Here is a 14,085-nt window from a genome sequence, read left to right as displayed (position 1 = left end):
GACTGGCGAACCTGTCGTTCGCCAGGGCAGATTACTTGATCTTGATCTCCGAGAGCTGCAGGGTCCCGTTGGTCGCCATCGTCGGCTTGAAATCGAGCCGCTCGGATACGCGGGAGAAGCCTACCATGTGGAAGAGCAGGACGTCGGCAACCACGTCGTCGTGCAGATAGGCGATCAGCTCCGACCAGAGCTTGGCGCGCTCGTCACCGACGGCAGCCGACGCACGCTTGATCAGGTCGTCGACCTTCGGATCGGAGAAGCCGGACTGGGTGCCTTCGGTTGCGTATTTGAAGAACATCGAGAACGACGGATCGCCCTTGGAATTGTCGTGCATGGCGGCAACGATCTGCGGACCACGACCTTCCTTGAAGGGCTTTGAGTAGTACTGCTCGTGCTCGGCGACCTCGACGAATTTCAGCTCGACCTTGAAGCCCACTTCCTCAAGCTGCGCCTGAATGGCTTCCATGATCTCGGTCACGTTCGGAAAGTTCGCCGAACGGGCGATGATGGTGATGGGCGTGTCGACCTTGACGCCATCGGCCTTGGCTTCCTCAAGCAGCTTCTTGGCGCCTTCCGGATCGTAGGGGAAGACCTTGACGTCGGGGTTCCAGCCAAGCGTCGGCGGTGGCACGATCGCGGTGGCAAGCAGCGCGCTTTCGGGAACCAGGGTGCCGAGGAAGGCCTGGCGGTCGATGGCGATGTTGAGCGCACGGCGGACACGAACGTCGTTCAGCGGCTGTATGTTGTGATCGATGCGCAGGTAGACGGTTTCGCTGTCGAGGTAGGAAAAGTCCGTTGCCGGATTTGTGGCGTCGAGCTGCGAAATCGACGGCGAAAGGTCGGCTTCACCGGTCTGCACCATGGCCGCGCGCACCGACGGGTCGGCGCGGAACAGATAGGTGGCTTCCGTCACTTCCGGCTTTGCGCCCCAATAGTCGTCACGGCTGGTCAGCACGATTTGCTGGCCCGGGGTCCAGTTGGTCAGCTTGTACGGACCGGTGCCGACCGGTTCGCGCACGAACTCAAGCGGGGTTTCCTCCGGCACGATCGTGACGAGAGACATCAGCAATGGCAGGATGGGCTGAACCGGATCGGCCTTGAAATCGATCGTGTAGTCGTCGACGACCGTCGGGGTCACCGTGATGCCGCCGAAGTAACGGCGCGATTCACAGGTGTTCTTGTCGCTCATGATGCGATCGAAGCTGTGCTTGACGTCCTTGGCGTCAAAGGTCGTGCCGTCGGAGAACTTGACGCCCTTGCGCAGGTGAAAGCGCCAGCTGCTGTCTTCGTTCTGCTCCCATTTTTCGGCCAGGCGCGGCATGACGCCCTTGTCGCCGCGAACGTCGAGTTCGGTCAGCGTTTCGCTGACGTTCTGCATGATGACGCGGCCGATGTTCGAGCGCGTGGCCATGCAGGGTTCTAGCAGGTCGGCCTCCTCGGCCAGCACGATCTTGATGGGGCCAGACCCCGCGAATGCGGGCGACAGGGCCGAACTCAACATGAGCGCACTCAAGACGAATAGTTTCTTCACGGCATTTCCTCCCTAGTGAAATTCGTTCAGCTGGATGTTGCTTTTCCGGATCGCGCGGCGATCAGCGCCGCACAACCGATGAGCCCGCCGCCGCAAAGGGTGGTGAGGGCGATGTCTTCACCAAAAAGCGCGAAGCCGCCGAGCGCCACGAGCGGCAGGCGCAAAAAATCGACCGGCGCGACGATCGTGGCGGGCGCGAGCGAAAAGGCATGGGTCATCATGCCCATGCAGGCCGTTCCGACGACGCCCTGCAGCGCCAGAAGCGTCACCTCCCTCGTCCCCGGCATGGTCCAGAACGGCAAGGCGAAGAGAAGCGCGATCGGAACGGTCAAAAGGAGGTTCCAGACGACCAGCGTCGCGGTCTTGTCGCCCTTCGACATGGACTTCAGGATCAGCTGGATGGTCGACTGGAGCACCGCGCCGGTGAGCGCGAGAAGGATGGCGAGACTGAAGCCGGTTCCCGAGGGGCCGATGATCAGCATCGCGCCGCCAAAACCGAGCACCACCGCACCGATCATGGCCGGACCAGGCCTTTCGCCCAGCGCCAGTGCGGCACCGAGCAAGAGGAAGATCGGCGAGGTGAAGGCGATGGCGGTCACGTCGGCAAGCGGTCCCCAGCTGAAGGCAGCGAAAAAGGCGACCATGGCGAGCAGCTTGAAGCCGGCACGGACCGCATGCTGACGCAAGGGGTGGCTCGACCTCAAGACCGATGGGCACAGGGCAATCCAGGGCAGAAGGATGACCGCACCGAAGAAGGCGCGGAAGAAGCCAATGACGAAGGGGTGCACAGCGCCGTTCAGCGCCCGCACGATCACCGCGTCGGCGGCAGCAAGGATCGCTGCGCCGACCGCGAACATGACCGCCATCTTAGCCCCCTTCGAGCTGGCTTCCGGCATAAGACCTCCTCCCGGCATCCTCTTGCCGGCTTGCCCAGACCATCCACCTTTCACCAAAGTTTGTCAAATTAATTCGTGATGTAAATTTTATTATGACGCCACATCGAAAAATATAAAAATAAAATCAGCATGTTAAGAAAGATGAAAAGAGAATTCATGCCGATTTGTAACTTTATCAAACTTGACAACTTTGAAAATTGAGCGATTTTCGAGGCAGACAGGAGGAACTCATGGACCCTGAAGAAATCGCCCGCAGCATGAACGGTCTGCTTCAAACCGTGGCGCCCGAGCGCGTGGAAGCGCTGTTGCCGTCGCCGATGATCCAGAACCATGCTGCCTTCCTGCACCCGCTTTCAGACGGCGCGCTCGCCTGCGCCTGGTTCGGCGGCACGCTCGAGGGTAAGTCCGACATTTCCATCTTTGCCTCGGTGCTGCCGAAGGACGCAACGCAATGGGGACCGCCACAGCGCCTGAGCTTCGATGCCGCGCATTCTGAACAAAACCCGGTTCTCTTCACCGCATCCGACGGCAGGCTGTGGCTCTTTCACACCTCCCAACCCTCCGGCAATCAGGATGAGTGCCGGATCCGGATGGCGGAAGTCCGTCGCGATCCGGCGGACCCGCTCGCGCTGACAACCACCGAAGGCCGCTATCTCGATCTTCCCCGCGGTTGCTTCATCCGCGCGCCGCTCGTGGCGCGAAGTGATGGCGCCTGGCTGTTGCCGATCTTCCGATGCGTTCAGCGCCCGGGCCAGAAGTGGAACGGAAGCCATGACACCGCCGCCGTTGGCATTTCCCTCGATCAGGGCGAGACATGGCAGTTGGACGAGCTGGCTCACTCCACCGGCTGCGTGCACATGTCGCCGGTGTCGCTCGGCGAGGGTCGCCTCGCCGCCCTCTTCCGCCGGCGCCAGGCCGACTGGGTTTACAGGACGGAGAGCCTCGATGAAGGCAGAACCTGGTCCGCGCCGGAGGCAAGCGACGTCCCGAACAACAATTCCTCGATTGCCGCCCTGCGCCTGAAAGACGGCCGGATCGCAATGATCTGCAATCCCGTCAGTGCGGCCGACACCGACGAGCGACGCGCCTCGCTCTATGACGAACTCGGCGAGGACGACAACCGCCCGGACGCCGACTCCACGGGCGGCTGCGTGCCGATCTGGGGTGTCCGGCGCGCGCCAGTCTCTCTCTGCCTCTCTGAAGATGGCGGCAAGACCTTTGCCGTGCGCCTGCTGATCGAGGACGGCCCCGGCACCTGCCTCTCCAACGACTCGACCGACGGCCGCAACAAGGAGATGTCCTATCCCTGGCTGCTCGAAGGGCCGGACGGGACCATGCACCTTGCCTACACCTACCACCGGCGCGCCATCAAATATGTCCGCCTAGCCCCTGGCTGGGACCACGCCGACCAACGGAGACCTTCATGAGCAACATCATCGGCATAACCATGGGCGACCCGTGCGGCGTCGGCCCCGAGATTTCGGTGCGCGCGCTGGCCGACATGTCACAGCAGGAGCGCGACACGGTCCGGATCTACGGCAATCTCGCCACGCTCGAAGCGGCCCGGACCGCTCTCGGCCTTGAGGTCGATCTCGCCGGACATGTCGTCGATCTGCCGATCGAGGGGGCTCCGCTTGCCTGGGGACAGTTGAGCCCCGTCGCCGGCGACGCGGCCTTTCGCTTCATCGAAAAGGCGGTGCGCGATGCTGAAGCCGGTGTGATCGGCTGCATCGTCACGGCGCCCATCAACAAGGAAGCACTGAACCTTGCCGGTCATCACTATGACGGCCACACCGGAATGCTGCGCAGCCTCACCGGCTCCAAGGCCGCTTACATGCTGCTTGCCTCCGAACGCCTCAAGGTCATCCACGTTTCTACCCACGTGGCGTTGCAGGAGGCGATCCGGCGCTCGACGACCGAACGGGTGCTCGCCACCATCCGCGCCGGCGACGCTCACTTGAAACGCATCGGTTATGCGGCACCCAAAATCGCGGTCGCCGGCATCAATCCCCATTGCGGCGAAAACGGCCTGTTCGGCACCGAGGACGACGAGCAGATCGCGCCGGCTGTTGCAGCAGCACGTGCGGAAGGCATCGATGCCTATGGACCGATTTCCGCAGATACGGTGTTCCATCGCGCCTATTCGGGCGCCTTCGACCTCGTGGTCGCGCAGTATCACGACCAGGGGCACATCCCCGTGAAGCTCGTCGCCTTCGACACCGCCGTAAACGTCTCGGTGGACCTGCCGATCGACCGAACCTCGGTCGATCACGGCACGGCGTTCGACATCGCCGGCAAGGGGATCGCCAACCACGGCAACATGAACTCCGCCATCGCCTATGCCCGCAAGCTGGTGGCAGGCGACGCCAAGCGAGGATGACACCATGACCATCGCTCCCATCACCCTTCATCAGCCGCGTCGCCTCGCCGTCGGCGCCGGCACGATCGCAGAGGTCGGCGCCTGGGCGGCCGATGCCCGTTCAGTGCTCGTCATCGCCACGCCGATCACCACCGGCTTCGTCGATCGCCTGAAGCTTTCCGGCCGCGTCACGGTGTTCGACGCCATTCCAGGCGAACCCGATGTCGACACACTCGATGCCGCACTCGACTTCGCGCGCCAAAACAAGCCGGACCTCATCGTCGGCCTTGGGGGCGGATCGGTGCTCGACGTTGCCAAGCTGGTTGCCGTGCTTTGGGACTCTCAGCAGACGCTTGCCGATGTTGCCGGACCGAACCGGGTTCTCGGCCGCAACACGCGCCTGGCCCAGGTCGCAACAACGGCAGGCACAGGCTCGGAGGCCGGGATCCGCTCGCTGATCACCGATCCTGCGAAGGGAAACAAGATCGCGGTCGAAAGCCCGCACATGATTGCCGACTTCGCCGTTCTCGATCCGGAACTCACCTATTCCGTGCCGTCAGCGGTAACCGCCGCGACCGGCGTCGATGCCATGGCCCATTGCGTGGAAGCCTTCACCAATCGCCGCGCCCATCCGATGATCGACGGCTTTGCCCGTATGGGCTTCAAGCTCGTCGGCAAATATCTCGCTCGCGCCGTCCGGGATGGATCAGATACCGAGGCGCGAGAAGGGATGATGCTGGCTTCCTACTACGGTGGCATCTGCCTTGGCCCGGTCAACACAGCCGCGGGCCATGCGATCGCCTATCCGCTCGGCACGCGGCTTCGCCTGCCCCATGGCCTGGCAAACGCCATCATCTTTCCGCATGTGCTCGCCTTCAACCAACCAGTTGCGGCGGGCAAGACGGCGGAAGTCGCAACGGCGCTGGGTCTTGGCGAAAATCTCTCCTCCCGGGAACTCCTGGGCGCTGCCCGTGGCTTCTGCCGTGACCTCGGCATCGAGATGTCGCTTGCCGCTCACGGCGCAAGTGCAGACGATTTGCCGCTCTATGCAAGCGAGGCCCATGCCAACCGAAGGCTGATGGACAACAATCCGAGCGACATGAGCGTGGAGGACGTGCTTGCCGTCTACAACGCAGCCTTCTGAGCAATAGACCAATGCAAAAAACAAAACCCCGGCGTCTGCCGGGGTTTTCGTTTTATCGATTACTTGGTCGCCTGGAACAGGCGTTCGCGGGATCCGGCAAGGTGGTCATGCATGAGTTGCCTCGCCTTTGCGCCTTCACGCGCGGCAATCGCTTCCGCGATCGCTTCGTGCTCACCGAAAACGCGCGTCAGCCCGGTCGTCTCCCGTTTGACCGAGGCGCCGTGAAACCGCATGCCGACGGCGATGTGGTCCTTGAGCGCTTCCATCGCCGTGAAGAAATAGCTGTTCTGGGCGGCGCGCGCGATCGCAAGATGGAACTGGAAGTCGGCATCCTCCCGGTGCGATTGCCGGTTGGTGGCGTCCCGCATCAGTTCCAGCGCCTGGCGGATGGCGGCCAAGCCGGCCGCGTCGTGACGCTCCGCGGCGGCGGCGGCCGCCGCCGGCTCGACCGTCAGACGGAACTCGTAGCAGTTCAGGAGATCGGCAACGTTCTCAAGCTGGCCGAAGCCCAGCGGCTCACGCATGCCGACGGCACGAACGAAGCTGCCGGCACCGCGGCGCGAATAGATGAAGCCCTGCTCGCGCAGTCGGCGCAGCGCTTCGCGGATGATCGGACGCGAAACCTCGAACTCGCTTGCCAGCTCGTGCTCGGTCGGCAAGCGCTCGTCCGGCTTGTAGGCGCCGGACTTGATCGCGCGGTGCATACGCTCAAAGACGAGATCGCCGAGGCTCTTGCGTGCTGTTCCGTTCTCCAGTCCCATCCGTCATCCCATCTTGCGGAGGACAGCCTCCGCGATTTCCTTAAGCGTGCCCGGCGCACCGAATCCGCCAGACTTGGCGATGATGCAACGTCCGTCGACCTCAGCCAAGCCCAGGCCGGGCAGGCATTCGCCCAGCAGGCGAAAACGCTGGATGCCCATCCTCTTCAATACCGCCTCGGCGGTTGCGCCGCCGGACAGAAGCAGTGTGCCCGCCCGTTCGACAAGGCCCGGACAAACGCTTTCGGCCAGCGCCTCGGAAACGGCCTCCGGCGTCACCTCCCCGTCGCCCGGCACCGCCTGAACAAGCGTGATTGCGCCGCCGGTGTCGCCTGCGACCGAAAGCCGGCCGTTGGGCGCGGGCAAATAGGATAGGGCAAGGCCGTCGCGAAGCGTGTCGATCTGGGCAAGGGTAATCGGATCACGAGACCCGATGACGAACAAGGCCGGGCCGGCCGACACCTCGGCAGCCCGCCCTTGTTGACCGCCACTCATCCGCTCGGCAAGCGCCTCGGCCAGACCACGCGCACCAATCAGCAGATCCGTGCCGCTTCTTTCCGCATCCTGAAGTAGGGCGCGCATTTCCGCCTCGGTGGAGACATCCGGGATCACGGCCTTGGTCGCATGCGAGCCGAGCTTCTCGGCAATCGAAATGGGCGTATCGACCCCGAAGCCTTGTACGCTCCCAGACATGACGACCCGACCGAAGGCTGGAATGGCGGGCGCCACGAGCGCTGACCCGAAAGACATCGCGTCGAGTTCGGCAACGATGTTGCCCTTGAGACGGGAGTCGACCTTCTTGAAGATGCGCGAACCGGAAGGCAGCGCGGCGAGCGTGGCAACGGTTCGTTGCCTGGCCAATGCGGGGCTGAGCTCTCGCGATCCGAGATTGACCGAAACCACGTCCGGCCCCGTTTTCAGGACATCATCAATCGCCTCGGGTGCCAAGGCGACTTCGACATAAAAGCCCCTCGCGGCAAAGGGCGCTGCGGCATCCAGAGCGCCGGTCAGATCATCAGCGACAATGACGAGCATCTCAAAATCCAGACGATTTGTTGTTATCTTTAAATGTCCAGTTTATGTTGAAATGTCAATATTTTTCGAAATTAAATTACAAATCATGCGCGCTTTCCGCGGCGGGAGCGAGACACCTGTTTTCGTCCTCGGGCTCCCGCGTGCCGATCGTCAGGAAGCGCGCCAGCAAGTTTCTCTTCGAAGAGGAAAAGGAACGGTCGAACAGGCGACGCCTGGATGCCCGTTCCTCAGACGTTTTCACCAGTCGCACGGCTAAGCGTGCCACGCAGGATGACCGTCAGGTTCGCCACATCATCGGGTCGAACAATATTGAGCCTCCCTGCGCCGACGCGAGCGCCGTTGGCTGAATGTCGCGCGCACTATCGCTGCGCGACCGGGCGCACCAGTGGCGTGACGCGGCGGATGGTCACCCGGCGGTTCTCTTCCTCAGGCTCCTGCGTGCCGATCTTCAGGAAGCGCTCGCCATAGCCTTGCGTCACCAGGTTTTCCGCCGGGATGCCGTAGACTTCCGTAAGGAGAACCGCGACAGATTCGGCGCGCTCGTCGGAGAGAACGAGGTTCGTCCGGTCAGAACCGACAGCGTCCGTGTGCCCTTCGATGAAGAAGGTTTCGCCGGGATCCTTGCCGAGCACCTTCTGCATGGCGTCCGCGACCGTTCGGAGCGTCTTTGCCTGTGACATCGACACTTCGGCGCTTCCCGTATCGAAATGGATCGTGTCGAGATCGATGCGCCGGACCTTGTCACGGAGGCGGGCCGAATTGCGGACCTCGTCGATCGTATAGACGCGCTCCACGCGCTCGACCGGCGGTTCGGACAGGAACGCGTAGTAGTCCCGATCCGGTTCCTGCGAATAGTCGACGACGTAGTCGTCGACCGGGATCGTCAGGCGCATCGGCGGCAGGTCATAACCGACGTCGACGATCGCCGGGCGCCGTTCGTCCTGGTAATCCGGCGCGTACATCAGCACATACTCGTTGCCGTCGCCGTCGACACGCGAGCGCTGCAAGACGTCACCATAGCGGTCATAGACGGTGACAATCCGGTAGCCTCCCGGGCGCACGATCGTTTCACGCACACGGCCGCGCGGAAGGTCGTCGTAGTACGCTTCCTGCGCATCGTGGCGCAGGCGCGGGCGATCGTCGCCACGCACGAAGATCTGGTCGCCAACGCCAAGGACGACACGATCGTCGAGCCTCTCGACCACGTGCACCTCGTTCACATCCTTGTTCCTGGTGTTGTTGACGGTCCTGTTGTTGATCACCGTATTGTTGATGACGGTGTTGTTGATGATGTTCGTCGTGTCCGGAACCGCAAAGGCAGGCGCCGCTTCGACGCGCCGGCCCTCCTCCTTGATCGCCGCCTCGATCCTCTGCGGGGCCGCCTGCCGAACCTCGGCCGGGATTTCGGCCTGGGCGGCGGCGTCATCCGTCGGCGGCGCTACGGTCTTTTGCTCGGTGCGCAGCTCTTCGCGCTGCTTGCGTCGAGCCTCGCGCGCCCGGTCGCCACCCGACTTGTCGGCATCCTTGTCGCTGTCAAGCACGGCGGCACCGTTATCGACCGGAAGCACGACGGTTTCGTCGGTCGCCGCCGGGTCCTCAGCGATCTTGCCCTTCTCAGCCTTCGTGCGCTTGTCGACGACGACAGGTGCAGGCTTGCCCTGAGGCTCCTCACCCTGACGCTGCTCGGCAGTCGCGGGCTGTTTAGACCCTGGAACCGGCTGCTGCTCACTCTCGCCGGTCTGTGGCGCCGGCTGTTCCGTGGACGGTGCGGCACGCTGTTCGAGCGCCTTCTGCTCGTCCGGCCGCTGACCTTCAGCTTGCTGCTTGCGTTTCTTGGGCACTGGGACCTGCTCCTCCCCAGTGTTCTGCGGAGTGCTCTCCTCCATGGCAGGCTGATGTCCTTCCGCCTGCTGCTTGCGCTTCTTGCGTTCAGGGGCCTGTTGCTCCTCAGCCTGCCGCGGTGCCACTTCCTCGGCGCCAGGCTGCTGCTCTCCGGCCTGTTGCTTGCGCTTCTTGCGCTCAGGTGCCTGTTGTTCCTCGGCCTGCCGCGGAGCGCCTTCCTCGATGGCGGGTTGCTGTTCTTCGGCCTGCTGCTTGCGCTTCTTTCGCTCGGGCGCCCGTTGCTCCTCGGCCTGCCGCGGTGCCACGTCCTCAGCGCCAGGCTGCTGCTCTTCGACCTGTTGCTTTCGCTTCTTGCGTTCAGGCGCCTGTTGCTGGTCCGCCTGTCGCGGTGCGCTTTCCTCGGCGCCGGGCTGCTGTTCTTCAGCCTGCTGTTTGCGCTTCTTGCGAGACGGCTCTTCTGTCTGGCGCTGCGGCTCCTCGGCCTGCGGTTGCTGCTGTTCTGCCTGCCCTTCCTCGGCGGCCTGCTGCTTCTTGCGCTTCTTGAGCAGCAGCAAGTCCTCGGGCGACTGCTGATCGACCCCTTCCTGCGCGACCTGGAACGGCGCCCTCAGGCTCTCGGCCAGCGCCGGCTGAATCACGAGTGATGCGGCGAAGACTGGAAGGGCGACCGTTGCGAAAAGTTTGGAAGGAATCGACATGACTTTCACTCCTCTACTGGGAGGCCCCGGCGCCCGTCGGCGCCGTACGAACGGCGCGCGTTACGTGGCAGCACAAGAGGGCCATCACCCACGCCTTCGACTTTTGTGTTCGTCAAAGGCTAGTCCCAACGCAGCAGCGCGCGAACGGTTCCGCGTGATAGACCCGTTGCGAAACTGCTGACTGCAGGTTCGGACGGTCATTCCCAGGGATCGAAGAGGCAAAAGTGAGGCGTTGTCGGCCAGGTGTGCGGGCGGCTGTCACCGATCATGCAGGCGGAGGTCGTGGCGATCCGCTTGAGCTGCCGCCCACCCAGAATATCATTGGGTCGGCCGTGTTGTCGCGCGCCGTCGTCCGGTGGCCGTTACAGTCGTAGGCATTTGGCGGGTGGCGAAACGTTCGCGCCACCCGCCAAACGAACATGTCTACCCGGCGAGCTTCGCCCGGAGCGCCGACCAGCCGGCTGCAAAGACATGCGTAGAGATGATCTCCACGTACTTTCCGGCATCCTCCGGTGCCTCGTCGAAAACGGCGGTCCATTCGACAAAGGTGCGGTTGCCGTCGGTGATCGGAAGCAGCCTGATCCCCGCAACATAGTTCGTCACCGGAAAGGCCGGTTTCACGAAGCTGTAGGAGAGCGAATGCTCGCTATCGCTGAGGGCAAGGAGCTGCTCGCGAACATGGGCTCCATCCTGAAGATAGAAGGAGCGCACGCAACCGACTTCGGCACTGCCTCGTCCCTCTTCGATTTCACTGCTGGCGATGGCCGGGTGCCAGGTCGCCAGGCCGTTGAAGTCGCGAACGATCTTCCAGACGGTTTCAATCGGCGCATCGATCACTGCGCTTGCATATGCCTTTGCCACATTTCCCTCCTAGTGCTGGATGACAAGTTTCTTGAAGGCCTGCGTCTGGGCGACGAGGGCCTTTTCGACCGGAAGACGCTCCATGCTGGATGCGCCATAAAACCCGTGGCAACCCGGGCACCGCTCGAGGATGTAGCGGGCATCCTCCGGCTCGGCGATCGGGCCGCCATGGCACAGGACGATAATGTCGGGATTGACGCTTCGGGCCGCAGCCGCGATCGCGTTGACCTCATCGACACAGGCCTCAAGCGTCAGCGCGGTGTCAGCGCCAATCGCGCCGCCGGTCGTCAGCCCCATATGGGCGACGACGATGTCTGCCCCCGCCTCCGTCATGGCCCGGGCATCGTTGGCCGAAAACACATAGGGCGTGGTCAGCATGTCTTTGCTGCGCGCCAGGCGAACGAGGTCGACCTCCAGGGCGTAACCCATGCCCGTCTCTTCGAGATTGGCCCGGAAGGTGCCGTCGATGAGACCCACGGTCGGAAAATTCTGAATGCCGGCGAAACCGACGGCCTTCAGCTGGTCCAGGAAGAAATCGAAATTGCAGAACGGATCCGTGCCGTTCACGCCGGCAAGAACCGGCGTGTGCTTGACCACGGGCAACACCTCGCGTGCCATGTCGAGCACGATCTCGTTGGCGTTGCCATAGGCAAGGAGGCCGGCAAGCGACCCTCGTCCGGCCATGCGGTAGCGGCCGGAGTTGTAGATGACGATGAGGTCGATGCCGCCGGCTTCCTCGCATTTGGCCGAAAGGCCGGTGCCAGCGCCGCCGCCGATGATCGGGATCTTCGCTTTGATCTGCTGGCGAAATTTGTCCAGCAACTGGCGTCTTTCAAACTTCATACTAACTGCCTCTACTGATTTCGTTGAAATGACGAAGGATTTCGGAACTGAATTCGGGCGCATTGATCGCGTACGGCACGCGCAGGACGCGACGCTCGTCGGTCTGCTCAACCGTATTTTCGATGGCGGTGAACAGGGCCTCGTCTGCCTCCGGGTCGTGGAAAGGCTGGCCCGGTGCATCGAGCAGCGACACCCCGCCCATCGGCAGAAGGAAGCGAACCGGACCGATGCTGCGGTTCAGGCGCTCGCCGATCCATTTGCCCATCGCGACATTATCGTCGACCGTCGTGCGCATCAGCGTGATCTGCGGGTTGTGCACATAGAGATTGCGGTGGCGATACTTCTCCGGAACCGTCTCGAGGCCGGCGAAGTTCACCATGTCGAGGGCGCCGCAGGATCCGACATAAGGAAGGTCCGATTGGGCAAGGAAGCCGAACCGCTCTTCGGTCGCCGGCAAGATGCCGTCAAACAGCAGATCGCACACCTCAGTGGTGGTGATGTCGAGAACGCCTGCGAGATAGCCGGACGAAGCAAGCTTCTCCATCGACTGCCCGCCGATGCCGGTCGCGTGGAACACCAGGCATTCGTACCGGTCGCGCAGCTGCTCGACGACCTGGGTGACGCAAGGGGTGGTGACGCCGAACATCGTCAGGCCAAGCGCCGGCCGGTCGTCCTGCTCGGCTTCCCGCCGGTTGCGCACCATTCCGGCGATGGAATTGGCGGCATTGGCAAGGACGGTTCGCGAGATCCGGTTGAGGCCGGCGATATCCGTGATCGAATTCACCATCGCGATGTCGTTCGGACCGACATAGGCGCTGACGTTTCCGGCCGCCACCGTCGAGACCATCACCCGCGGCGTTCCGACCGGCAGGGCGCGCATGGCCTGGGTGACGACCGCGGTTCCTCCGGATCCGCCAAGGCCTATGATGCCGCCGACGTCGTCACGCGACAGGATGAACCGTTCGAACGCCACCCCCATGGCGGAAACGGCGCTGCCGCGATCCCCGGTAAAGACGGCTGCGACACCGCCCGGATGGAAACCGGCTACCTCTCTCGCGTCGATATCGGCATCCGCCGAAGGCTTGGCGGTAGAAAGATCCACCAGAACCGCAGGCATCGATTGCGCCCTGATCAGCTCCGCCACGTAGCGCAGCTCGTCACCCTTGGTGTCGAAAGTGCCCGCTACATAAATCGTCTTGGCTATACTCATTCATTCCTCCTCAGGTATTTCTTATCTTTCTCATCGCCCCGCGCAGGCCGAGGCCGATCATCGCCAACAGGGTGATCGCGTAGGGCGCGATATCGGTGATCTGGTTCGGCAAGCCCTGGCCCTGCAGCCGGAGGCCGATCGCGTCTGCGAGACCGAAACCGAAACAGGCGAGCGCGATGCCGAGCGGATGGGCGCGCCCAAGCATGACGGCAACCACCGCGATCCAACCGCGACCGGCCGTCATGTTTTCGGCAAATAGGGCGACCGAGCCGAGCGCCAGCTGCGCACCCGCCAGACCGCACAGAGCGCCCGCGAGAAGCACGATCGCCGTCTGATAACGGTTCACATTCGCGCCCATCGCCGCTGCTGCAGACGGCACTTCACCGATCCCCCGCAAGCGCAGGCCCCATCGCGTGCGAAACAGGTAGACGTTGAGGACGAGCACGAGCAGCCATGAGAGATAGACCAGCAGATTGTGCCCATCGGCGATGGCGCCGAGGACGGGAATCCCGGCAAGAGCACCGATGCCGAAGCGCGGCAAGGCGATCACCGCGGGATCGACCAGTGTGCCGGTAACGCCGAAAAGCGCGCTCAGAAGATAGGTTGTCAGCCCTGCGGCAAGCAGGTTCAGCCCGATGCCGATTACGATCGGATCGCCGCCGAAGCGGGCGCCGCCGAGCGCAAGGGGGAACGCGAAGACCGCGGTGCAGACGACGGCGAACAGAACCGCAACCATCGGCGAGCCGAAGGCAACGCTCGCCGCGACCGCGGCGAAAGCGCCGACCAGCATCTTGCCCTCAAGCGCGATGTTGAAGACGCCTGCGCGCTCGCACAATGTTCCGGCCATCGCCGCCAGAAGCACCGGCGTCATCAGATCGAGGACCTGCGAAAGAAGCATGTTGAGCATG

The 14,085-nt window shown here is 63.1% G+C and carries 12 protein-coding genes; 3 read left to right on the top strand and 9 right to left on the bottom strand.

The genetic code is table 11. The features are described from left to right. Positions 1–31: 31 nt before the first annotated feature. Together JVX98_RS29690 and JVX98_RS29685 are read right to left on the bottom strand one after the other, a co-directional pair. Positions 32–1,501 (bottom strand): ABC transporter substrate-binding protein, encoded by a 1,470-nt coding sequence (locus tag JVX98_RS29690; protein WP_371826604.1) that lies wholly within the window; start codon positions 1,499–1,501, stop codon positions 32–34. A gap of 56 nt (positions 1,502–1,557) precedes the next feature. Further along, positions 1,558–2,427 carry a DMT family transporter gene (locus JVX98_RS29685; protein WP_205239982.1) on the bottom strand — a complete coding sequence of 290 codons (870 nt, stop codon included), beginning with the start codon at positions 2,425–2,427 and terminating at the stop codon, positions 1,558–1,560. Between the two features lie 230 nt (positions 2,428–2,657). Here JVX98_RS29685 and JVX98_RS29680 point away from each other — a divergent pair, with 230 nt between their 5' ends. The 3 genes from JVX98_RS29680 to JVX98_RS29670 are packed head-to-tail and all read left to right on the top strand — an operon-like array spanning position 2,658 to position 5,930. Then, on the top strand, positions 2,658–3,854 hold the full coding sequence (locus JVX98_RS29680) for an exo-alpha-sialidase (protein WP_205239981.1): 1,197 nt from the start codon (positions 2,658–2,660) through the stop codon (positions 3,852–3,854). After that, positions 3,851–4,807, top strand: coding sequence for a 4-hydroxythreonine-4-phosphate dehydrogenase PdxA (gene pdxA, locus JVX98_RS29675; RefSeq protein ID WP_205239980.1), 957 nt, complete (start codon positions 3,851–3,853; stop codon positions 4,805–4,807). Before JVX98_RS29680 ends, pdxA begins: the two co-directional genes overlap by 4 nt. Positions 4,808–4,811: 4 nt before the next feature. Then, positions 4,812–5,930: an iron-containing alcohol dehydrogenase gene (locus JVX98_RS29670; RefSeq protein ID WP_205239979.1), complete on the top strand. Its 1,119-nt coding sequence runs from the start codon at positions 4,812–4,814 to the stop codon at positions 5,928–5,930. Positions 5,931–5,989: 59 nt separating this feature from the next. On the opposite strand, the gene JVX98_RS29665 is transcribed toward JVX98_RS29670, so the two are convergent. The 7 genes from JVX98_RS29665 to JVX98_RS29635 form a co-directional block, all read right to left on the bottom strand. Beyond that, positions 5,990–6,691 carry a FadR/GntR family transcriptional regulator gene (locus tag JVX98_RS29665; protein WP_043612357.1) on the bottom strand — a complete coding sequence of 234 codons (702 nt, stop codon included), beginning with the start codon at positions 6,689–6,691 and terminating at the stop codon, positions 5,990–5,992. 3 nt (positions 6,692–6,694) lie between these two features. Beyond that, a complete protein-coding gene (locus tag JVX98_RS29660; RefSeq protein WP_205239978.1) occupies positions 6,695–7,723 on the bottom strand; it encodes a four-carbon acid sugar kinase family protein in 1,029 nt (342 codons plus the stop codon). Between the two features lie 359 nt (positions 7,724–8,082). Beyond that, on the bottom strand, positions 8,083–10,263 hold the full coding sequence (locus JVX98_RS29655) for an OmpA family protein (RefSeq protein ID WP_205239977.1): 2,181 nt from the start codon (positions 10,261–10,263) through the stop codon (positions 8,083–8,085). Between the two features lie 423 nt (positions 10,264–10,686). Beyond that, positions 10,687–11,124 carry an SRPBCC family protein gene (locus JVX98_RS29650; protein ID WP_043612350.1) on the bottom strand — a complete coding sequence of 146 codons (438 nt, stop codon included), beginning with the start codon at positions 11,122–11,124 and terminating at the stop codon, positions 10,687–10,689. Between the two features lie 9 nt (positions 11,125–11,133). Further along, positions 11,134–11,967 (bottom strand): phosphoenolpyruvate hydrolase family protein, encoded by an 834-nt coding sequence (locus JVX98_RS29645; RefSeq protein ID WP_192449150.1) that lies wholly within the window; start codon positions 11,965–11,967, stop codon positions 11,134–11,136. A gap of 1 nt (position 11,968) precedes the next feature. Further along, on the bottom strand, positions 11,969–13,177 hold the full coding sequence (locus JVX98_RS29640; RefSeq protein WP_205239976.1) for a Tm-1-like ATP-binding domain-containing protein: 1,209 nt from the start codon (positions 13,175–13,177) through the stop codon (positions 11,969–11,971). 10 nt (positions 13,178–13,187) lie between these two features. Beyond that, the gene (locus JVX98_RS29635) at positions 13,188–14,084 is read right to left on the bottom strand and encodes an ABC transporter permease (protein ID WP_192449148.1); all 897 of its coding nucleotides are present in this window, start codon (positions 14,082–14,084) and stop codon (positions 13,188–13,190) included. Position 14,085: the final 1 nt, after the last annotated feature.

It is taken from the genome of Ensifer sp. PDNC004 (assembly GCF_016919405.1).
GTDB lineage: Bacteria > Pseudomonadota > Alphaproteobacteria > Rhizobiales > Rhizobiaceae > Ensifer.
Note: the sequence above shows the minus strand (reverse complement) of the source record. Positions and strands in the feature narration are given on the sequence as shown.

What these genes read in the sequence shown, in the direction of transcription:
- JVX98_RS29685 (WP_205239982.1), bottom strand. Translation starts at nt 2,427, where the DNA reads ATGCCGGAAGCCAGCTCGAAGGGGGCTAAGATGGCGGTCATGTTCGCG.
- JVX98_RS29640 (WP_205239976.1), bottom strand. Translation starts at nt 13,177, where the DNA reads ATGAGTATAGCCAAGACGATTTATGTAGCGGGCACTTTCGACACCAAG.
- JVX98_RS29645 (WP_192449150.1), bottom strand. Translation starts at nt 11,967, where the DNA reads ATGAAGTTTGAAAGACGCCAGTTGCTGGACAAATTTCGCCAGCAGATC.
- JVX98_RS29670 (WP_205239979.1), top strand. Translation starts at nt 4,812, where the DNA reads ATGACCATCGCTCCCATCACCCTTCATCAGCCGCGTCGCCTCGCCGTC.
- JVX98_RS29655 (WP_205239977.1), bottom strand. Translation starts at nt 10,263, where the DNA reads ATGTCGATTCCTTCCAAACTTTTCGCAACGGTCGCCCTTCCAGTCTTC.
- JVX98_RS29660 (WP_205239978.1), bottom strand. Translation starts at nt 7,723, where the DNA reads ATGCTCGTCATTGTCGCTGATGATCTGACCGGCGCTCTGGATGCCGCA.
- JVX98_RS29635 (WP_192449148.1), bottom strand. Translation starts at nt 14,084, where the DNA reads ATGCTCAACATGCTTCTTTCGCAGGTCCTCGATCTGATGACGCCGGTG.
- JVX98_RS29690 (WP_371826604.1), bottom strand. Translation starts at nt 1,501, where the DNA reads ATGTTGAGTTCGGCCCTGTCGCCCGCATTCGCGGGGTCTGGCCCCATC.
- pdxA (WP_205239980.1), top strand. Translation starts at nt 3,851, where the DNA reads ATGAGCAACATCATCGGCATAACCATGGGCGACCCGTGCGGCGTCGGC.
- JVX98_RS29680 (WP_205239981.1), top strand. Translation starts at nt 2,658, where the DNA reads ATGGACCCTGAAGAAATCGCCCGCAGCATGAACGGTCTGCTTCAAACC.
- JVX98_RS29665 (WP_043612357.1), bottom strand. Translation starts at nt 6,691, where the DNA reads ATGGGACTGGAGAACGGAACAGCACGCAAGAGCCTCGGCGATCTCGTC.